The organism is Xanthomonas campestris pv. campestris str. ATCC 33913, assembly GCF_000007145.1.
GTDB lineage: Bacteria > Pseudomonadota > Gammaproteobacteria > Xanthomonadales > Xanthomonadaceae > Xanthomonas > Xanthomonas campestris.
Genome location: NC_003902.1, coordinates 4,033,978 through 4,054,348, shown reverse-complemented (window position 1 = coordinate 4,054,348; position 20,371 = coordinate 4,033,978). Strand labels below are relative to the sequence as shown.

The following is a 20,371-nucleotide window of genomic DNA, read 5'->3' as shown; positions in this document are numbered from 1 at the left end:
CTTCTGGAGAGAGAAAGGATGAAGCGTTTGAGTGGCTCCCGTCGGTCGTGCCTGGCCGTGCAGTTGTCGTTGTGTCTGATCCCCTCGCTGGCCTGGGCGCAGCAGCCCGAACCCGCCCCGAGTACGCGCACGCTCGACAGCGTGCAAGTCACCGGCACCCGCATCAAGACGGCCGAATTGCAGGGCCAGGTGCCGATCCAGACGCTCAACCGCGCCGATATCGAGCGCACCGGGCTCACCTCGATCGGCGAGGTGTTGCAGGAACTCACTGCCTCCGGCTCGGCGCTCAATGCCAAGTTCAATTCGTCCGGCAACTTCGGTTTTCCGCCCGACGGCAGCGGCGTGGGTGCCGGCTCGGCGCAGGTGGATTTACGCCATCTCGGTTCCAAGCGCGTGCTGGTGCTGGTGGATGGCATCCGCTGGGTCAATGAATCCTCCGCCTCCGGCGTGGGCTCGTCGACGGACCTCAACACCATTCCGTTGGCGATCGTGGAGCGCATCGAAGTGCTCGAAGACGGCGCCTCGTCGCTGTACGGCTCGGATGCGATCGCCGGTGTGGTCAACATCATCACGCGGCGCACGTTCGACGGCGCGCAGGTCACGCTCAATTACGGGCAGTACGGCAAGGGCGATGGCACCAACCAGGGCATGGACCTGGCCTGGGGCACCAGTGGCGAGGATTTCAGCCTGTTTCTGGGCGCCAGCTACGTCAAGCAGGATCCGATCTATGCGCGCGACCGCGCGCAGGCACGCTTCCCCATTCCCGGCACCGGGCTGACCTTTGCCAGTTCGGCCACGCCCGATGGGCGCTTCCAGTTCGTCGACCCGAACACCGGCGTGCGCCAGAACCTCACCCCCAACGCGGGCGTGGGCACGCCGCAATACGACGGCAGTGGTGGCTGCACGCGCAGCGATGACTACCACTGCTTCGGCACCGCCGACCGCTACAACTTCGCCGAGCAGAACCTGCTGCTGACGCCGTCCGAGCGCAAGGGTGTGTTCGCGCAGTTCCGCTATTACTTCAACGACGACGTGCAGTGGTACGTCAAGGCGTTGGGCAACCGGCGCGAATCCACCAACCAGGCCGCGCCCGAACCGATCTTCCTCGGCCCCGATGCCGGCACCGGCAATCCGCTCGCCGACAACATCGTGATTTCGGCGCTCAATCCGTTCAACCCGTTTGGCTTTGATCTGAACTCGGCCACCAACCTGATCCAGATCGGGCGGCGCCCGGTGGAAGGCGGCCCGCGGCGCTATGAGCAACAGGTGGACACACAGTATTTCGGCACCGGCCTGGTCGGCACCTTCGAAGGCGCGTCGCGGACCTGGTTCTGGGACGTCAACGGCATGTACAGCAAGAACAAGGCCGAGCAGACCAACTACGGCAGCTACAACCTGTTCAACATCAACCTGGGGCTCGGCGACCCGGCCGCCTGCGCGGCGGTGGCCGGCTGCGTGCCACTGGATATCTTCAGCGGCGCCGGCAGCATCACGCCGGAGATGTTGCGTTGGATCCAGCCAGTGGTGCGCGACCGCAGCCAGAACGAACTGAGCCTGTTCACCGCCAACCTGAGCAGCGAGCTGTTCCAGTTGCCCGGCGGTGCGGTGAGCTTTGCCACCGGCTACGAGTACCGCAAATACGAAGGCTCGTATCAGCCTGACCCGCTCACCGTGGCCGGCCGCTACAACGGCGTGCCGTCGTTGCCTACCTCCGGCAGCTACGACGTCAATGAAGCCTATCTCGAACTCAACATCCCGATCTTTGCCAACTCCACGTTGGGCGACAAACTCGATCTGAACATTGCGGGCCGGTATTCGGATTACTCCACGTTCGGCGGCGAGTTCACGCCCAAGTACGGCCTGCGTTGGCAGGTGAGCGACGAGTTCGTACTGCGCACCAGTTATGCGGAAGGCTTCCGCGCGCCGACCATCGGCGAGTTGTTCGGTTCGGCGGCGCGTGCGGATCTGCAGTTGTCCGACCCGTGTTCCATCGGCCTTGGCGGAACCGCGCCGCGTGGCAGCGCCGCCAACTGCGCAACGCTGGGGGTGCCGGTGAACTACCAGCAGGCCAACCAGCAGATTTCGGTGACCACCGGCGGCAACGAGCAGCTGGAGCCGGAGCGCTCGCGTAGCTTCAGTGCCGGCTTCGTGTTCAGCCCGGGCTTCGGCAGCAACGCAAGTTGGTCCGACCGCCTGGATCTCGAAGTGACCTTCTACCGTCACCATGTGGATGGCGCGATCCAGGCGATCAACGCGCAGACCCAGCTCGATCTGTGCGTGGATACGCTGGACGCGCTGTACTGCGACGGCATCGGCCGCGCGTCCACCGGCGGCATCAATGCCTTCAACAACCGCCTGACCAACCTGGGTTCGATCAAGACCGACGGCTGGGACGTGGACCTGTTCTGGACCTTGCCGGAAAGCGCGTTGGGCCGCTTCAAGCTGTCCTGGCAGAACACCTTCGTGGGCCGTTACGAGGCGCTGGGCGCCGCCGGGCAGCGGCAGCCGCAGGGGCCGGGCATCGAAGTGGTGGATAGTGCGATCCCCGAGTGGACCAGCAACGCGGTGCTGGACTGGTCGCTGGGCAACTGGACTGCATCGTGGACCGCACGCCACATTTCCAAGCTCACCGAACAGTGCGGCGACGCAGTGGAATTTGCAGTGTGCTCGACGCCGGCCGAGGGCACCAATCAACTGGATGCCATCACCTATCATGATGCACAGGTGGGCTACCGCTTCGACTGGTTGAAGGGCCTGCAACTGACCGCCGGCTTGAACAACGTGTTCGACAAGGATCCACCGATCTGCCTGTCGTGCTCACTCAACGGCTATGACGCGTCCACCTATGACATCCCCGGCGGCCGCTCCTGGTACGTGCGCGCGGACTTGAAGTTCTAGTTGGCACAACGGCTGCCTGCCGCGCTTGATGCGTGCGGCGGGCAGCACTCTGCTTGCAATGCAGATGTGCGTTGACGCATCGCGCATCGACATTGCACTTGCATCAGTCAGCGACCAGGACGGATGGCGCGGTGCCCTCACCGCGTCCGGGACCCTTGGCGGCATGGATGCCGCCAAGGGTCCTTATCTGTTTGGATTCACGGCGTGTCCCGGGGGCGGTGAGGGCATCGCGCGCTCGAGCTGCTGGCGTTCCGCGTCAGGCTGGCATCGCTGGTGTTTTCCCACTGCGAGTCGGTGCCTGAGATCCAATTGCTGGTCGCTCAGCGCTGTCTGCCAGGCATCAATGCAGCGATCAACGGCGTTGTGCAGTAAGGCCACAGGCACGTATAGCGCATGCAGGGCCCTTGCGCGCCCGCCATCGCGGGACACGCCGCAAGTACGTCCCTATAGGCTCTTTGGCGGCATCCATGCCGCCAAAGGTCCCGCGATGGCGGGCACGCAAGGACCAGGCGAGTTGGCTGGTTTGCGTGGGTTTCAAAAAACACCTCACGTGCTACATGCGATGTCTTCGCCGCCTGCCGAACCGCGGCGGGACAGATGCCGCACAAAGCCTTAATGAAAGGACGTCCCGCGTGTCACTCGAGCGGTGAGGGCGCTGCGCTTGGCTATCTAGATCAAACGCAAGTCGGCCGACAGCTCGCTTGGCAAGCAGTTTCAAACCATGCACTCGGTCGATCACACATCACCGGCGTACAGGTGCATCACCCGCCACGTAATAGTCGGCGGTGCTGCGCGGCAGTGGTGCACGCCCGCGTATTCGGTCGACGATCTTCTCGGCGATCATGATGGTGGTGGCGTTGAGGTTGCCAGTGATGATGCGCGGCATGATCGAGGCATCAATCACGCGCAACCCCTCCATGCCGTGGACGCGGCCTTGCCCATCCACCACCGCCATGTCGTCGGTGCCCATCGCACACGAGCACGAGGGGTGATACGCGGTTTCGGCGCGTGCGCGCACGAATGCATCCAGCTCGGCGTCGGTCTTGCAGTCTGCGCTGGGGCTGATCTCGCGCCCACGGTAAGGGTCGAGTGCGGGCTGGGCGATGATCTCGCGGGTGATGCGGATTGCGTCGCGAAATTCCTGCCAGTCCTGGTCGGTGGATTGGTAGTTGAACAGGATCGATGGATGCTGGCGCGGGTCGCGCGACCTGGCATGCACGCGGCCGCGGCTGGGCGTACGCATGGAGCCCACATGGGCCTGGAAGCCATGTTCCTTCACTGCGTTGCTGCCGTTGTAATTGATCGCCACCGGCAGGAAGTGGTACTGGATATTGGGCCAGTCGAATTCTTCGCGGGTGCGAATGAAACCGCCGGCCTCGAACTGGTTGCTGGCCCCGGTGCCGGTGCCGGCAAACAACCACTCGGCGCCAATGGCCGGCTGATTCCACCACTGTAGCGCCGGGTACAACGACACCGGCTTGGTGCATGCATATTGCATGTACACCTCCAGGTGGTCCTGCAGGTTCTGCCCCACGCCGGGCAGGTCGTGCACCAGCTGCACGTCGAGCGCGCGCAACAGGTCCGGGGCACCCACGCCGGAGCGTTGCAGCAACTGTGGCGAGGCAATCGCACCCGCACAGACCAGTACTTCGCGGCGCGCGTGCGCGTCGATGCCTTCGCTGCTGTTGCCCACCAGGTAATGCACCCCGACCGCGCGCTTGCCGGCAAATAAAATGCGGTCGGTGGTGGCGTGGGTGACGATGTGCAGGCTGTCGCGCGGCTTGGCCATGTCCAGATAGCCGCGTGCGGTGCTGGCACGCCGCCCTTGCGGCGTCACGGTGCGGTCCATCGGCCCGAAGCCTTCCTGCTGATAGCCGTTGAGGTCGTCGGTGCGCGGGTAACCCGCCTGCACGCCAGCATCGACCATCGCCTGGAACAGCACGTTGTTGTCGTTCTTCGGCGTGGCCACGCTCACCGGGCCTTCGCCGCCGTGGTAATCGTTGGCGCCGATGTCGCGCGTTTCTGCCTTGCGGAAGTACGGCAACACATCGCGGTAGCCCCAGTCTTCCAGCCCCGGGCGCTTGGCCCAATGATCGAAATCCAGTGCGTTGCCGCGGATGTAGCACATGCCGTTGATCAGCGATGAACCACCCAGCCCCTTGCCGCGCCCGCATTCCATGCGCCGGTTGTCCATGTGCGGTTCCGGCTCTGTTTCATAGGCCCAGTTGTAGCGGCGGCCCTGCAACGGAAACGCCAATGCGGCGGGCATCTGGGTGCGGAAATCCAGCCGGTAATCCGGCCCGCCGGCTTCCAGCAGCAGCACACTGACGCCCGGGTCTTCGGTGAGGCGCGCGGCCAGTACGTTGCCGGCCGAGCCTGCGCCAATGATGATGTAGTCGTATTCGCGTTGCATGGTGATCTCCTGATGCGTGGTCGGTGAGGCGTGCGGATTGGCACGCGTCTGCGCTCGTTTGAACGGCAGTACGCGCGCTGTGAGCCGCGCCTAGAACACCGACGCGTAGCGTTCCAGTTCGACCTGGACAGACTTGGTGCGTGTGTAGGCCTGCAGCGTGGCCAGGCCGTTCTCGCGGCCCACACCCGATTGCTTGTAGCCGCCCACCGGCATCGGCGCCGGTGATTCGCCCCAGGTGTTGATCCAGCAGATGCCGGCCTCCAGGCGATGGATCAGCCGATGCGCGCGTGACAGATCCGGCGTCACAACACCCGCCGCCAGGCCATAGCTGGTGGCGTTGGCGCGCGTGATTGCCTCATCTTCGTCGTCGTAGGTGAGCAGGCTCAGCACCGGCCCGAAGATCTCTTCGCGCACGATGGTCATCACGTCGGTGCAATCGCTGAAGATGGTCGGCGCCACGTAGCAACCCTGCGCCAGTGCACCATCGCGCAGCCGCTCGCCACCGAACAGCAGGCGCGCCCCTTCGGCCTTGCCTTGCTCGATGTGTTCCAGCACGCGCTGCATGTGCGCGGCACTGACCATCGGCCCGAACGTGGTTCGCTCATCGAGCGGGTCGCCGATATGGATGCGTTGCACGCGTGCCAGCAGACGCGCTTCGAATGCAGTGCGCAGTGCCCGCGGCACGAAGACGCGCGTGCCGTTGGTGCACACCTGGCCGGAGCTGTAGAAGTTGGCCATCATCGCGATGTCGGCCGCCAGGTCCAGGTCGGCATCGGCACAGACAATCAGTGGCGATTTGCCGCCCAGTTCCATGGTCACGTCCTTCAACGACGAACTGGAGGCGCTGGCCATCACCTTGCGGCCGGTTGCGGTGCCACCGGTGAAGCTGATCTTTTCGATCTCCGGATGCTCGGTAAGCGCGTGGCCCACGCTGGCGCCGTCGCCGGGCAGCACGTTGAACACGCCATCCGGCAGGCCGGCTTCGGTGAAAATTTCAGCCAGCTTGAGCGCGGTGAGCGGCGTCACCTCGCTGGGCTTGAAGATCATCGCGTTGCCGGCGGCCAGGGCCGGTGCGGCTTTCCAGAGCGCGATCTGGATCGGGTAATTCCACGCGCCGATCGCGCCCACCACACCAAGCGGTTCGTGCCGCGTGTAGAAGAAGCTGCCTTCGCGCAATGGCACCTGCACGCCCTGCAGCGCCTGCGCCACGCCGGCGTAGTACTCCAACACGTCGGCGCCGGTGACGATGTCCACGCTGCGCGTTTCGCTCAGCGGCTTGCCGGTGTTGAGCGTTTCCAGCTCCGCCAGGGCGTCGTTGCGCTCGCGCAGTAGCGCGACGGCACGCAACAGAATGCGTGAGCGCTCCACCACAGTGAGTGCGGCCCAGTGCCGTTGGCCGGCCTTGGCGCTGTCCACGGCTGCATCCAGATCGTCGGCGTCGGCGTTGTGGACGTTGGCAAGGACTTCACCGGTGGCCGGGTTCACCACCTCGAACGTGTGGCCGCCGCGGGCGGGAACATAGCGGCCGCCGATGTACAGCAGCTGGTCGGGGAAACGTGGCATGACAAACCTCCTGTGGGACGCTCGCCGCAGCGACGACACCTCAGCGGGTGAGATGCAGGAACTGCAGGTGACGCTCGTATTGATCGATGATGTCGTTGATGATCTGTTCGCGGCTGTAGCCGACCAGGTCGTAGTCCTGGCTGCCTTCGAACAGATACACCTCGGCGCGGTAATAGCGCTGGTTGCGCAGGCGCTGCGCGGCGAACGACGGGGTGAGGTAGCCGCGCATCACCACCTGGTAACGGAAGCCTTGTTGTTCGCCATGGTCGACGCTGATCTCCATGTCGGCGTCGTCGAGCCGGCTGCTGACCTGCCAACCTTCGTCCTGCAGCTGCGCGGCCACCGCTTCGATCGCCGGGCGAACCTGTTCGTGCATGAAGCGATAGACCTCATCGCGCGCGGCAAAATGCATTGCCTGGCCCAGGCGCTGACGCCAGCCGCGGTGATCGCGCGATTGCCCGATCAACGGGCTGGGGTTGTAGAGCTGCGCACGCTTGCGCTGCGATTCCTCACTGAGCGCGCGCGACAACCCCCACGCCATCAGCAGCAACACGGCCGAGAAGGGCAGCGATGCCAGCACCACTGCGGATTTCAGCGCGTCCATGCTGCCGGCCAGCAGCAAGCCTGCGGTGACCACGGCCGTGAGCACGCCCCAGAACACACGCAGCCAGCGTGGGCCGTCGTCATGCGGCTCGCCACCATGCGAGGACAACGTGGACAACACCACCGTGCCCGAATCGGCCGAGGTGACGAAGAACACGAAGCTGATCGCCACCGTGATCGTGATGACCACGCGACTCCACGGATAATCCTGCAGCAGCGAATACAGCACCGTTTGCGGCGCATCGATGGCCTGCTGCGCCCAGGCGGCCTGCCCGTGGTGCAGCAGCTGATCGAGCGCGCTGTTGCCGAAGATCGACAGCCACGCCAGCGTGAATCCCAGCGGGATCAACAACACGCCCAGCACGAATTCGCGGATGGTGCGGCCACGCGAGATGCGCGCAATGAACAGCCCCACGAAGGGCGCCCAGCCAATCCACCACGCCCAATAGAACACCGTCCAGTTGCCGAGCCAGTCGGGGCGGCCGCCATAGGCGTACACGTCGAAACTCTTGCCGACCACGCTGCCCAGGTAGTCGCCCAGGTTCTGCATCAAGGCATTGAGCAGATAGTGCGTGGGGCCTGCGAACAGCATGAACAACAGCAGCGCGATCGCCAGCAGCATGTTGATGTCCGACATCCAGCGCACGCCTTTTTCGACGCCGGACACCGCCACCAGGATTGCGGCGCCCATCATGGCGACGATCAACGCCACCTGCACCCAATGCGTGTGCGGCACGTTGAACAAGGTGGCCAGGCCGGCGTTGAGATGCAGCACGCCAAAGCCCATGTCTGCGCCCAGGCCGAACACCGTGGCGACGATGCCCAGCGCATCGACGGTATAGCCGATTGGCCCGTTGATGCGTTTGCCGATCAACGGATACAACGCCGAGCGCAAGGCCAGCGGCAGATTGTGGCGAAATGCGAAATACGCCAGTGCCATCGCCGCCAACGCGAACACACCCCAGCCGTGCAGGCCCCAGTGCAGGAACAGCAGCTGCATGGCCTGGCGTGCGGACGCCTCGCCGTTGCCGGTGCCGCCTTGCGGTGGCTGCAGATAGTGCGTGAGCGGTTCGGAGACGCAGAAGAAGAACAGCGTGATGCTGATACCGGCGGCGAACAACATGCCGGCCCAGGAGAGATAGCTGAATTCCGGCTCGTCGTGATCGGCGCCAAGTTTGATGTTGCCGTAGCTGGACAGCGCCACACCCAACACGAATACCAGATACAGCGTCATTGCCAGCAGGTAGTACCAGCCCACATTGCGCGAGGCCCAGGTCTGCGCGTCCAGCAAGATGCGCCCGGCATCGAGGGGGAACAGCGCCACCAGCAGCGCGAACGTACACACCACCGTCGCCGCCAACACGAACACCGGCCGAAGGGTGCGTACCGGTGCGAGCTGCGGCTCGGACACATTCATGCGCGGTGCGTCACGTGGCGTGCTCCAACGAAAAAACCGCCTGTGTTATGCCACAAGCGGTGTCTAGAGCACGTCATCGGTTGAGGTCGCCAGCGCAACCGGGCGCTGGCGTTCTACTGCGGGTTTAACGCAGCAATTGCAGCGGAACGCGCAGATCCATGCCCACTGCAAGGTGGTCGGAGAACGCTGCAGGAATCGCTTCGGTGTGCTCGATCACCAGGCTGTCGCTGACCAGAATGTGATCGATCGCACGGTCGGGGCGCCAGCTCGGGAACGTGTGCACCACGCAGCTTGGCGGTTGCAGCCGAGTGTGCCGATACAAGGCCTGCATCTCCGGCCGATCGGCAACGCAATTGAAGTCGCCCATCAGCATCACATTCGGATGGTCGGACAATAATTCGGCAATGAAGGCCAGTTGCGCCATGCGCGAATTGGCGCCCAGCGACAGATGCGCGACGGCCACCGCCAGGCCTTCGCGGCCTTGCCCGAACTTGGCCAGCAGGATGCCGCGCCCGCCGATGCGGCCGGGCAGGGCATGGTCCTGGACTTCCAGCGGTTCCAGCTTGCTGAGCAGGCCGTTGGCGCTGGACGCCACCCCGCCCATGCGGCGGTTGGGCTGGTGGCTCCAGTAGTTGAAGCCGGCGCGCTCGGCCAGGTAGTGGGTCTGGTTGGTGAAGCCCGAGCGCAGGCTGCCGGGGTCGCTTTCCTGCAGGCCCACGATGTCGCGCTCGCCGGCCAGCTTGGCGATGCTGTCCAGGCTGGTGCGCTTGCTGCCCAGCGGCAGCGCATGCGACCAGCTGCGGGTCACGTAGTCACTGTAGCGGCGGGTGCTGGAGCCGGCCTGGATATTGGCGGTCAGCACCCGCAGGGTGCGCGAGTCCGAGGCGTTCACGACGTAGCGATCGCTCGGGTCACTTGGCCAGCGTGGCGCGTTCGCGCGCGATCAGGTGATCGGCGATGCGCAGCATGTCCGGGAAGCTCTGGCCCTTGACCAGGTACTTGCCGTTGACGATCAGCGACGGGGTGCCGGTGATCTTGCTGCGGGTGGCGAACTGCTTGGCGCGGTTGGTCTTGGCCGACACGCCGAAGCTGCTCATGGTGTCGATGAAGGTCTTCGAATCCACACCGTACTTGGCATAGAAACCGGCGATGTCCTGCACCGAATCCTTGCCGCGCTCGCCCTTCAGGCTCTGGTCGACGTGGATCGCCTTGTACAGCGCGTCGTGGGTCTTTTCCTGCACGCCCAGCGTTTCTGCGGCGTAGAAGGCGCGCGCGTAGTCATCCCACGGCCCGCCGAACATTGCCGGCACGTAGACGAAATGCACATCCGACGGCAGGCCGGCTTTCCATGGCCCGATCAGCGGCTGGAACGCGTTGCAGGCCGGGCAGACGTAGCCGAACACTTCCGCCACTTCGATCTTGCCGGCGGCCTGCTGGTACGGCTGGCCACCTTCGATATCCAGGTAATCGGTGCCGGCGACCGGCTCGGGGCCGTTCGGCGCACGCGGTGCCGGCGCTGGCGGCGCAGCAGCGGTGTCGGTGGCCGGCGCGTTGGCGCTCTCGCCCACGGCAGGCGGGGCAGCGGCATCAGTGGCCGGGGTGGCCGCAGGCGCGGTGGCGGTCTCGGCAGCCGGGGCAGGCGCCGGGGCGGTGTCGGACGAACCGTCCTGGGCCTTGCAGGCGACCAGGATCGGCAGCAGCGCCATCAGCGTCAGGGCGAAGCGGGTCTTCATCGGATTGGATCTCCAGCGTGGGGCGGAAGGGGAGGCCGCAGCGGCCGCGGGGCGCATGATGCCACGGGCCGTGCGTGATGGCGGTTATGCGGCTCAGCGCGCGGCCGGCGCGGCGTGCTCGCGGGCAATCAGATAATCGGCTACGCGCAGCATGTCGGTGTAGTCACGCGCGGTGATCAGATAGCGCCCGTTGACCACCAGGGCCGGCGTGCCGGGGATCTTGGCGCGCGTTGCAAATTCGCGCGCGGCCTTGACCTTGTCTTCCACCGCCGCGCTCTTGAGCGTGTCGATGAAACGTTGCTGCGGCACGCCGTAGGCGACGTAGAAGGCCGCCAGCTCTTCCGGGGCCACGTTCTGGGTGGGCACGGTGTGCTTTTCGTGGATGGCGTCGAACATGGCGCGGTGGCTGCGCTTGGCCACGCCCAGCGTGTCGGCGGCGAAGTAGGCACGCGCGAACGCATCCCAGAAGCCGCCAAAGGCCGCCGGTACCGGCGTGACCCGCACATAGGCCGGCTGCTTGGCGGTCCACGCTTCCAGCGTCGGCTCGAAGTGGGCGCAGTGCGGGCAGGTGTAGCCGAACACTTCCGCCACTTCGACCTTGCCCGCCAGGGGCGCATACGGCTGGCCGCCGTCGATCAGCACATAGTCCTCGCCTTCCACCGGCGGGGCCTTCTTGTCCGCGGCACAGGCGGCCAGCGGCAGCAGGATCAACAACAGCAGCGACAGACGGGAAAACAGGTTCATGCGGGCTCCGAGGGGGATGGATTGCGGTGATACGACGCGGTGAAACGACAACGCCGGCCCGAAGACCGGCGTTGCGAAGCGGGTGGACCGCCGCGGCACTCACCTCATGAGCGTGCGGGCGTCCCGGCGGGCAGTTGCGCGGCCGCGGCATCGTCGGCGCGGTCGTGCAGGCCTTGCAGATAGCTGGCCAGCGCCTGGATCTCCTGCTCGCTCAGCGGCTTGGCCACCTGCGCCATGATATTGAACAGCGCCGGATTGCGCTCCTGGGTCGTGCCGGCCTGGTATTCCTTGAGGCGGCGCGCCACGTACTCGGCGTGCTGGCCGCCCAGGCGCGGGTAGGCCGGCCCCGGGTTGCCGCTGCCGGAGGGCCCATGGCAGGCCATGCAGGCCGGCACGCCGCGGGCGATGTCGCCGCCGCGGTAGAGCTTCTCGCCGGCCTCGTAGAACTTCATGCCCTGGTAGGGGCCCTCGCTGATCACCGCATCGTCGGCGACGCCGGCGGCGGATTTCTGCGTGGCGAAGTAGGCGCCCAGATCGCGCATGTCCTGCGCGGTGAGGTCCTTGACGAAGGGCACCATCACCGCCGACATGCCGGTATTGCGCTCACCGCTGGCGATCAGCGCCACCTGGTGCGCCACGTAGCGCTCGGTCTGGCCGGCGATGCGCGGATACATCGGCACCGCCGGGTTGCCGTCCGGCCCGTGACAGGCCGCGCAGGCAGCGGCCTTGGCCTGGCCGGCCTTGGCATCGCCCCAGGTGGTCTTGGACAGGTCGACCTCCAGCGGCGCAACGCGGATGGGCGGCGGATCGGGGATCGACGTGACCGCCGACTGGGCAAACGCCACCGCGGCAACGACCGGCACGGCAATGGCGGCAAGGACAAGCACACGAGCATGGCGCATCAGCTAAAGCTCCGTATGGACCCGGCCCGCGCGCGTGAAGTTGCTGGCTGTGGCAGGCGTCCCCGATTATCGACACGCCTTCGCGCCAGGGTCAACGAACAGTGCAGCAAAATCGCCTGGGGCGCCGAACGTGCGATCCTAGGGGGATGTCGCTCCTTATCGAACAAGCCCGCTACCACCTGTCCGCCCATAACGCTCGGCAATTGCCGGACGATGGCGGCTACGAGGTCGCCTTCGCCGGCCGCTCCAACGCCGGAAAATCCAGCGCACTCAATGCGTTGACCCGTCAAAATTCCCTGGCCCGCGTGTCCAAGACGCCCGGCCGCACCCAGCAGCTGGTGTTCTTCCAGATCCAGCCCGAGCGCTATCTGGTGGATCTGCCCGGCTACGGCTACGCCAAGGTGCCGCAGGACCTGCAGGCGCACTGGCAGGCCTTCATCGACCGCTATTTCCGCACCCGCGAAGCGCTGCGCGGCCTGGTGGTGGTGATGGACATCCGCCACCCGCTCAAGGATTACGACCTGCAGATGCTGGGCTACGCCGCCGAACGCGGCCTGCCGGCGCACGGCCTGCTGACCAAGGCCGACAAGCTCGGCCGTGGCCAGCAGATGCAGACCCTGCAGAAGGTCAAGAAGGAAGTGAGCTCGCGTTTCGGCGACAGCGTGACCGTGCAGACCTACTCGGGCGAATCGCGCCAGGGCGTGGACGAACTGCGCGGCATCGTCGGCGGCTGGCTGGGCCTGGACGTCGAACCGCCTGCAGACGCATAGCCCCCTACGCGCAGCGTGGCTGCGCGTCTGGATTGCCAGGCTCATCGGCAGTGCGGTGATCGGCTGGCCTGCCCTGGTGGTCTGTGCGCAGTTGCTGGTTGGTGCGGTTGCTTGAAGGTGGTGCGGCGCCAGCGTTTTGCGCAGGTGCAGCACATGCAATGCGCGCATACGCGGCGCTTGGCTTCGGTGGACGTGCTCAGCGGTTGAAACGAACCGCCACGGATGCCCGGCCTGCCCTCCTGCAATGCGCAAGTCAACGCGTTCAGCGGCTGCTGTCTCGGCAGCGGACGACATCGGCCGGCCCTCAAACAGCCCTTCTGCGCCACCGGCCTCCCGTGCCCATCCTCCACCGCAGCGCCGAGCGCCTGTGAGTGGAAATCTCATGCCCCGTCCATGTCGCCAATCCGGGCACGCCCTGCGGTTATAGTGCGGGCCTTGCGGTGGCAGGGGGCGATCCCCACATCGTCCCACCCCCTTTCGCCTGCGAGCGTGCCCTTGTCGAGTCCCAGCCACGTTGCCGAAACGCCGATCACCGAACGCGCAGAGCTGATCCAGGTGCTCGCCTCCGGCGAGAAGCCCGGTGCGGATTGGCGGATCGGTACCGAACACGAGAAGTTCGGCTTCCGGCTGGATGACCTGCGCCCGCCCACCTTCGATGGCGAGCGCGGCATCGAGGCGTTGCTGGTCGGCATGACCCGCTTCGGCTGGGAGCAGGTGCAGGAAAACGGCCGCACCATTGCGCTGCTGCGCGATGGCGCCTCGGTCACGCTGGAACCGGCCGGGCAGTTCGAGTTGTCCGGCGCGGCGGTGGAAACGCTGCACCACACCTGCGTGGAAACCGGCACCCACCTGAGCGAAGTGGCCGAAGTGGCCGGCGAGCTGCAGCTGGGCTTCCTGGGCATGGGCTTCCAGCCCAAGTGGCGCCGCGACGAGATGCCGTGGATGCCCAAGGGCCGCTACCAGATCATGAAAAGCTACATGCCCAAGGTCGGCTCGCTCGGCCTGGACATGATGACGCGCACCTGCACGGTGCAGGTCAACCTGGATTACGCCACCGAAGCGGACATGGTGAAAAAGTTCCGCGTCTCGCTGGCGCTGCAGCCGATCGCCACTGCGCTGTTCGCCGATTCGCCGTTCACCGAAGGCAAGCCGAACGGCTACCTCAGCTACCGCTCGCACATCTGGACCGACACCGATGCCGATCGCACCGGCATGCTGGATTTCGTGTTCGACGACGGGTTCGGCTACGAGCGTTACGTGGATTACCTGCTCGATGTGCCGATGTATTTCTCCTACCGCGATGGCGTCTACCACGATGCCAGCGGGCAGAGCTTCCGCGATTTCATGCAGGGCAAGCTGCCGGTGCTGCCGGGCGCACTGCCGACGCTGCGCGATTGGTCCGACCACATGACCACCGCGTTTCCCGAAGTGCGCTTGAAGAAGTACCTGGAAATGCGCGGCGCCGACGCCGGGCCGTGGAATCGCCTGTGCGCGCTGCCTGCGTTCTGGGTGGGGCTGCTGTACGACCAGACTGCGCTGGATGCGGCCTGGGACCTGGTCAAGGACTTCACGCTGGCCGAGCGCCACGCATTGCGCGACGGCGTCCCCAAGCAGGCGCTGGGCCTGCCGTTCCGCAACGGCGTGGTGCGCGATCTGGCGCTGGAGGCGGTCAACATCGCCCGCGAAGGCCTGCGCCGACGTGCCCGCCTGAACCGCGATGGCCAGGACGAGACCGGCTTTCTCGATGTGATCGCCGAGATTGCCGAAACCGGCGTCACTGCTGCAGAGCGCAAGCTGGCGCTGTATCACGGTGCCTGGAAGGGTGATATCGACCCGGTGTTCCGCGAGTTCGCGTACTGAGTCAGTGAGCCGTGCGGCGCAGGCCTGCCTGCGTCACCGTCAGCGCCGTTCCGGCATGCACGGCAGGCGCACGGTCACCCGCAGCCCGCCACCGTCGCGATTGTCCAGCCGCAGTGCGCCGCCATGCGCCAGCACGATGCTGTGCGCCACCGACAGCCCCAGCCCGATTCCGCCGGTGTCGCGGTTGCGCGAGGATTCGCCGCGCACGAACGGCAGCAGCAGTTGTTCACGCTGGCTGGGGTCGATGCCCGGGCCGTCGTCGTCGATCCACAGCACGCCGTCCTCGCCTTCGCGATGCAGCCGCAGGCGCGCGCGCCGGCCGTATTTCAGCGCGTTTTCCAGCAGATTCATCACCGCGCGCCGCAACGCCAGCGGGTCGCCGTCCAGGGTGATCGCCGGGCCTGGCAGCAGTTCGGCATCGGCGCCGGTGTCCACCGTATTGTCGACCACGCTCTCCACCAGCAGGCGCAGGTCCAGCGGGGCGCGCTCGCCGCGATGGCGGTCGTTCTGGATGAAATCCAGCGCCGCAGAAATCATCGCCTTCATCTCGTCGATGTCAGCCAGCGCCTTGTCGCGCAGCGGCGCTTGCAGGTCGTCCAGGCGGAACGACAGCCGCGCCAGCGGGGTGCGCAGGTCGTGCGCGATCGCCGCCACCATGTGGGTGCGCTCGTTGATCAGCCGGTTCAGGCGTGCCTGCATGGCGTTGAACGAATCGGCCGCGCGCACGATCTCCGGCGGGCCGCTACGTTGCAGGGCCGCCGCGTCGGGATTGCGGCCCAGGCGGTCGGCGGCTTCGGCAAAGCGCTTGATCGGCGCCGACAGCGCACGCGAGAACCACCACGCCAGCGGCACGTTGGCCAGCAGGCCGGCCAGGAACAGCAGCACCACGTGGGTCTTGAACTCGGCCGAGAGGCGACGCCGCGGCGATTCCACGGTGCGCCAGCGGCCGTCGGGCTGTTGCAGCGCGGCGGTGAAGCCGTCCAGCAGCGGCACGCCCGGGGTCAGGCGTTCGCTTTCCCAATCACCGCGCGGGTCGTCAGGTCGCAGCCCGTTGCCGAAGGGCGCGCCCTCGGGGCTGGGGCGTGGCCAGTCCTTGCCGAATGGCGGTGCCCCGGCTGGGAGTTGCTCGCTGCCCGCGCTAGCCGCGCTGGTCTGGGCCGATGTCCGGTTCGATGTGCCCTCGCTCGGCAGGAGCCGTGGCGCCTCGCCGTCATCGGCACTGCGATAGAAGCGCACGCGCGCGCTGTCCACATCCAGCCAATGCGCCAGAAGCATTTCGGCGAAGCCGTCGCGGACCTGGCCAGGCGGTGGCGTGGGCGCCTGGCGGGCCTCGTGCACCTTGAGCGTCTGGGTGCCGGCCGGCATGCGGGTGGACAGCAGGGCCACGACCTCCGGCGGATGCACCGGCGGCTCATAGACGGGGGTGCGCATCACCAGCAGGGCGATGCCGACCGCCTGTGCGGTGACCAGGGCCACCGCCAGCAGGACGAAGGTGCGGGCAAAGATCGACAGCCCGCGGCGTGCCGGTTCACTCACAGACGCGCGACGCTCGGCAGCAGCATGTAGCCCTCGTTGCGCACGGTGCGAATCAGCTCGGTGTGCACGCGTTCGTTGATCTTGCGGCGCAGCCGGCTGATCTGGCTGTCGATGGCGCGGTCATAGACGTCGGTATCGCGGCCGCGCGCGTAGTCGAGCAGTTGGTCGCGGCTCAGCACGCGTTGCGGATGCTCCACGAAGGTGCGCAGCAGGGCGAATTCGCCGTCGGAGAGGTTGATGAAGATACCGGTGGGGTCGCGCAGGTCGCGCCGCACCACGTCCAGCCGCCAACCGGCGAACTCGTAGACATTGCCGCGCGGCTCGGCCTGGTCGCTGGTGACCTGGCTGCGGCGCAGCAGGGCGCGCACCCGCGCCAGCAGCTCGCGCGGGTTGCAGGGTTTGGCCAGGTAATCGTCGGCGCCAACCTCCAGCCCGATGATGCGGTCTGTATCATTGCCCAGCGCGCTCAGCATGATCACCGCAGGCGAGCCGCGTTCGCTGGCCAGCGAACGCGCCGCACTCAGCCCGTCTTCTCCCGGCATCATCACGTCGAGTACGATGAGGTCCGGACGCCGTTGTGTGATGCGCTTGCGCATTTCGGCGACATTCTCGGCCACATCCACCTGGTAGCCATGGGCGCTCAGGAACTCGCCGATCAGCTTGCGCAGGTCGGGGTCGTCGTCGACCACAAGAACGCAGGGTTGTTGCATGTCCATGGAGGTCATCGTCGGAGGCGCAACGGTCGGGCTGCGCGGGGTGGCTACCGGAAACATGGTGCTCGCAAGGTGCAGGACGGGAGCACGCATCATAATGATCGAATTTGTCAACCATTGGCACACGTGTGACGCAGCATGACAGACCGGGACATCCCACCAAAATCCGCTGCACCGACACTGCCCGCCGACAAGGTCGAGCAGGTGCATGACGTGGTGTTGCCGATGATGCGGGTGATCAGCCGTGACAATGGCGTGGGCCTGACCCGCGACATGGTGTTGATGGCACAGACGCTGCGTGCCGGCGGGGCGCAGGTGCAGGAAGTGGGGTTCACCAGCCAGCGCCTGCACGACACCGGGCGTGAGTTGCGCCTGTGGGGACGGCGCGCGCTGTTGGGCAAGGTGCCGGTACAGATCTTTTCCGAGCGCGTGTATGCGCGCTGCCTGCCGTTGGGGCACGCCAATCTGCTGGTTCCCAACCCGGAATGGCTGCTGCCCAAGTGGTTGCCATTGCTGCCGCGGTTCACCGCGGTGTTGTGCAAGACCCACCATGCCGAGCGGATCTTCCGCGAGTTGGGCTGCCGCACGCAGTACATCGGCTTCACCAGCCCCGATCGCCACGATCCGGAGGTGTTCCGTCAGCGTGCCTTCTTCCACCTGGCCGGGCGTAGCACCGCCAAGGGCACCCGCGTGTTGCTGGAAACCTGGCAGCAGCATCCCGAATGGCCGCTGCTGACGGTGGTGCAGAACCCGCGCACCGCGGGCAAGCAAGTGGTGGCGGCCAACATCGATCACCGCGTCGGGTATCTCGACGATGCCGCGCTGCGCCGCCTGCAGAACGCCCACCAGTTCCATATCTGTCCATCGGAGGCAGAAGGCTTCGGGCATTACCTGATGGAGGCCTTGAGCGTGGGTGCGATCACCCTGGCCACCGATGGCGAGCCGATGAACGAATTGGTCCGCCCCGAGCACGGCCTGCTGATTCCGGTGGCGACAGTGCGCCAGCGTCGGCTGGCGAGCTATCACTATGTGGATGCGGCAGGCATTGCGCAGGCAGTGCAAGCCGCGCTGGCGCTGCCGCCCGCAGAGCTGGAGCGCCTCTCGGCCGCTGCGCGGGCGTGCTATCTGGCCAACGACGCGGTTTTTGCGGGGCGCTTCCGCGCTGCGGTCATGGCCGCGGTGGCGATGCCGACCGAGGCAGTGGCCGACGTGGTGCCGGTGGCCGCGAAGAGCTGATTGGTGATGCGCTGATCGTACGGTTTGTCGCGCGGTGCTGATACACGCTGTGTGATCGCGCGCGCGGGCCTGCTCTAGCCAGGCGTTGGATCGCGCTGGCGCAATGCTGGTGCACGAAGCCTGTTTGTCGTCGTTTCGCTTGTTTCCTCACGTTTGTATGCGCCCGGCACGGCATGCCATGCGGCGCCAGCGCACAACACAGCTGTGCAAAACGTGCCTGCAAGGATCTCCTGGTAACGGAGCACGCATCGCTCCGCCACACGCCGCGCGCTGCGTGTGCCGTACACAAGCGAGATCAAAACATGGGGCAGACGCGCCCAACCATTTCTACCGTGAGCGCCATGCTTGCGCTGCTGAGCCTTGGAGGCTGTGCAAGCCTGTGCGGTGCGCCACCTAGCCCACCGCTAACTCCCCCGGTGCATGTGCATCGCGGGGCGCCGCCGTCTGCAATGGAGCGAGGGATCCTGCGCAAGTGCCTGCAGTCACCGGACCAGCCACCCGTGTTGCACGATGGCGCGGAAGACATTCCCGTAGATCCGGCAGCGCTCGCGCGCTGCCTGGCGGATCACGACATGGATGTCCCGCTAGCACCACCGGATGCATTGGATGCGCCTGATGCCGATTGGTTCGATGACCCATCAGATCCGCCACCACTACCGGATCTGGACGCCGCGGAATAGCCGAACGCGCATGCGTGCTCATCCGGCAGCGCGAAGCGCACCTGTCAGACATGCAACCTGTACTTCAGCGTGCAGGTGCATGCTCGCTGGATTCGACAAGACAGGGCGCAACGAACAGCGTGCCGCGATAGGCCCCTGCCGCAGTGCGTGCCGCCACGATCGTCCAGGTCACGCATAGCAGCAGGACCAATACGCTGCCGACTACATCGAAGACCTGCATTTGCAGCGCGGCGCCGAGCTTCAATGTCGCCAACGCATAAACCCCGAGTGGGAACGTGAATCCCCACCAGCCCAGATTGAACGGCACTTTGTCTGCGAAATAGCGGGCCGTGATGAGGATGGCCAGCGCCAGCCACCACAGCCCCAGCCCCCACAGCAACAGGCCGGCGATCAGGCCACATCCCGCCGCGGCCTGGCCGATGGTGCCCATGCCATGTGCGGCGAACAGTGCCGGCGCGTCGCCGGCAAATACCAGCATGCCCAACGCGCCAGTGCCGATCGGCCCCAGCGCCAGCCAACTCGAAGCGGCCATGCTGGCCTGCGGCAACTGGTGTAGCGCCATGCGCAGCCACAGGATCACCAGGATGCCCAGCGCCACCGGCACCGAGTACGCCCACAGCACGTACCCGGCAACCAGCATGCCGAAGCGGCTGCCGGCATCGGCCAGATGCGGGGCGAGCGCGCCAGCACTGGCCGCGGCGACTTCCGCAGCCACCACTGGCAGTAGCCATAGTGCGGTCATCTGTTCCATGCGGTGCTGCTGGCGGGTAAACATCAGGTAGGGCACCAGCACGCCGCAGGCCAGCGCCATGGCCGCGTCCATCCACCACAACGCAGTCGCCACGGGAATGACGGCAGCGCCCCAGCGCGGCAGGCCATAGAGCAGCAGGCCGTTGATGAGCGTCGCCAGGCCCATCGGGATAGTGCCCAGAAACATCGAGGCGGTCGGGTGAGCCAGGATGCGTCGGGCTTCGTGCGGGTACAGCGCCCAGCGAGCGAGATACAACGCGCTGAACACCACAAACAACCCGACATTGCAGCGCCACAGGCCAGCGCCGAGCAACGCGGCGCCAGGCACGGGCCAGGGGAGCTGGCCCAGCACCAGCGACAGGATGCCGGTGCCCATCGTCACCGCGAACCAGTTTGGTGTGAACTGGCGGATCGCTTCGCCCGGACTGGGCAGCGCGTACAGCGGCCAGGCGGTTGCAGGGCGGGTCGGGGAGGTGGGCATGCGCATTTGGGTCACAGCGGTGTCGGCTGAAGAAGTGAGTGAGTCTAGGCAGCTGGATCTAGCAGTAAAGCG

General features: G+C 66.1%; 13 protein-coding genes and 2 pseudogenes. 4 read left to right on the top strand and 11 right to left on the bottom strand.

Translation table 11 applies throughout. From position 1 onward, the window contains the following. Positions 1–18 precede the first annotated feature (18 nt). Positions 19–2,898: a TonB-dependent receptor gene (locus XCC_RS17640; RefSeq protein ID WP_011038503.1), complete on the top strand. Its 2,880-nt coding sequence runs from the start codon at positions 19–21 to the stop codon at positions 2,896–2,898. Between the two features lie 742 nt (positions 2,899–3,640). Here the strand turns inward: XCC_RS17640 and betA are convergent. The 7 genes from betA to XCC_RS17605 all read right to left on the bottom strand — a co-directional run bounded on the left by betA (position 3,641) and on the right by XCC_RS17605 (position 12,273). Then, complete coding sequence (betA, locus tag XCC_RS17635) at positions 3,641–5,311, bottom strand: choline dehydrogenase (RefSeq protein WP_011038502.1); 1,671 nt, start codon at positions 5,309–5,311, stop codon at positions 3,641–3,643. A 90-nt stretch (positions 5,312–5,401) separates the two neighbouring features. Then, positions 5,402–6,874: a betaine-aldehyde dehydrogenase gene (gene betB / locus XCC_RS17630; RefSeq protein ID WP_011038501.1), complete on the bottom strand. Its 1,473-nt coding sequence runs from the start codon at positions 6,872–6,874 to the stop codon at positions 5,402–5,404. 40 nt (positions 6,875–6,914) lie between these two features. Then, a complete protein-coding gene (gene betT, locus XCC_RS17625) occupies positions 6,915–8,894 on the bottom strand; it encodes a choline BCCT transporter BetT (protein WP_011038500.1) in 1,980 nt (659 codons plus the stop codon). 124 nt (positions 8,895–9,018) lie between these two features. After that, positions 9,019–9,756, bottom strand: coding sequence for an endonuclease/exonuclease/phosphatase family protein (locus XCC_RS17620; protein ID WP_011038499.1), 738 nt, complete (start codon positions 9,754–9,756; stop codon positions 9,019–9,021). Between the two features lie 49 nt (positions 9,757–9,805). After that, positions 9,806–10,627: a thiol:disulfide interchange protein DsbA/DsbL gene (locus XCC_RS17615; RefSeq protein WP_011038498.1), complete on the bottom strand. Its 822-nt coding sequence runs from the start codon at positions 10,625–10,627 to the stop codon at positions 9,806–9,808. Between the two features lie 93 nt (positions 10,628–10,720). Continuing rightward, positions 10,721–11,371 carry a thiol:disulfide interchange protein DsbA/DsbL gene (locus XCC_RS17610; protein WP_011038497.1) on the bottom strand — a complete coding sequence of 217 codons (651 nt, stop codon included), beginning with the start codon at positions 11,369–11,371 and terminating at the stop codon, positions 10,721–10,723. A 104-nt stretch (positions 11,372–11,475) separates the two neighbouring features. After that, positions 11,476–12,273, bottom strand: coding sequence for a c-type cytochrome (locus XCC_RS17605; protein ID WP_050911270.1), 798 nt, complete (start codon positions 12,271–12,273; stop codon positions 11,476–11,478). 146 nt (positions 12,274–12,419) lie between these two features. Between XCC_RS17605 and yihA the strand changes: the two genes are divergently transcribed. Next, positions 12,420–13,043 (top strand): ribosome biogenesis GTP-binding protein YihA/YsxC, encoded by a 624-nt coding sequence (gene yihA / locus XCC_RS17600; protein ID WP_011038495.1) that lies wholly within the window; start codon positions 12,420–12,422, stop codon positions 13,041–13,043. A gap of 495 nt (positions 13,044–13,538) precedes the next feature. Continuing rightward, entirely contained in the window at positions 13,539–14,903 is a 1,365-nt protein-coding gene (locus XCC_RS17595) for a glutamate--cysteine ligase (protein WP_011038494.1), read from the top strand. A 39-nt stretch (positions 14,904–14,942) separates the two neighbouring features. Here XCC_RS17595 and XCC_RS17590 read toward each other — a convergent pair. The 3 genes and pseudogenes from XCC_RS17590 to XCC_RS17585 form a co-directional block, all read right to left on the bottom strand. After that, positions 14,943–16,013: pseudogene (locus XCC_RS17590) on the bottom strand (ATP-binding protein); the annotation flags it as partial. A gap of 86 nt (positions 16,014–16,099) precedes the next feature. Then, positions 16,100–16,439, bottom strand: a pseudogene (locus XCC_RS22830) (two-component sensor histidine kinase); the annotation flags it as partial. Then, positions 16,436–17,155, bottom strand: a complete 720-nt coding sequence (locus tag XCC_RS17585; RefSeq protein WP_011038492.1) for a response regulator — start codon at positions 17,153–17,155, stop codon at positions 16,436–16,438. The gene XCC_RS17585 and the pseudogene XCC_RS22830, both read right to left, overlap by 4 nt. A gap of 135 nt (positions 17,156–17,290) precedes the next feature. On the opposite strand from XCC_RS17585, the gene XCC_RS17580 reads away from it, so the two are divergent. Further along, on the top strand, positions 17,291–18,388 hold the full coding sequence (locus XCC_RS17580) for a glycosyltransferase (RefSeq protein WP_011038491.1): 1,098 nt from the start codon (positions 17,291–17,293) through the stop codon (positions 18,386–18,388). 744 nt (positions 18,389–19,132) lie between these two features. On the opposite strand, the gene XCC_RS17575 is transcribed toward XCC_RS17580, so the two are convergent. Continuing rightward, the gene (locus XCC_RS17575; protein ID WP_187282996.1) at positions 19,133–20,299 is read right to left on the bottom strand and encodes a TDT family transporter; all 1,167 of its coding nucleotides are present in this window, start codon (positions 20,297–20,299) and stop codon (positions 19,133–19,135) included. Between the last annotated feature and the right edge of the window lie 72 nt (positions 20,300–20,371).

Bases quoted from the DNA above. Each gene is read 5' to 3' on its own strand.
- XCC_RS17575 (WP_187282996.1), bottom strand. From the start codon at position 20,299: ATGCCCACCTCCCCGACCCGCCCTGCAACCGCCTGGCCGCTGTACGCG.
- XCC_RS17605 (WP_050911270.1), bottom strand. From the start codon at position 12,273: ATGCGCCATGCTCGTGTGCTTGTCCTTGCCGCCATTGCCGTGCCGGTC.
- XCC_RS17615 (WP_011038498.1), bottom strand. From the start codon at position 10,627: ATGAAGACCCGCTTCGCCCTGACGCTGATGGCGCTGCTGCCGATCCTG.
- XCC_RS17640 (WP_011038503.1), top strand. From the start codon at position 19: ATGAAGCGTTTGAGTGGCTCCCGTCGGTCGTGCCTGGCCGTGCAGTTG.
- betB (WP_011038501.1), bottom strand. From the start codon at position 6,874: ATGCCACGTTTCCCCGACCAGCTGCTGTACATCGGCGGCCGCTATGTT.
- betA (WP_011038502.1), bottom strand. From the start codon at position 5,311: ATGCAACGCGAATACGACTACATCATCATTGGCGCAGGCTCGGCCGGC.
- XCC_RS17610 (WP_011038497.1), bottom strand. From the start codon at position 11,371: ATGAACCTGTTTTCCCGTCTGTCGCTGCTGTTGTTGATCCTGCTGCCG.
- yihA (WP_011038495.1), top strand. From the start codon at position 12,420: ATGTCGCTCCTTATCGAACAAGCCCGCTACCACCTGTCCGCCCATAAC.
- betT (WP_011038500.1), bottom strand. From the start codon at position 8,894: ATGAATGTGTCCGAGCCGCAGCTCGCACCGGTACGCACCCTTCGGCCG.
- XCC_RS17585 (WP_011038492.1), bottom strand. From the start codon at position 17,155: ATGGACATGCAACAACCCTGCGTTCTTGTGGTCGACGACGACCCCGAC.
- XCC_RS17580 (WP_011038491.1), top strand. From the start codon at position 17,291: ATGACAGACCGGGACATCCCACCAAAATCCGCTGCACCGACACTGCCC.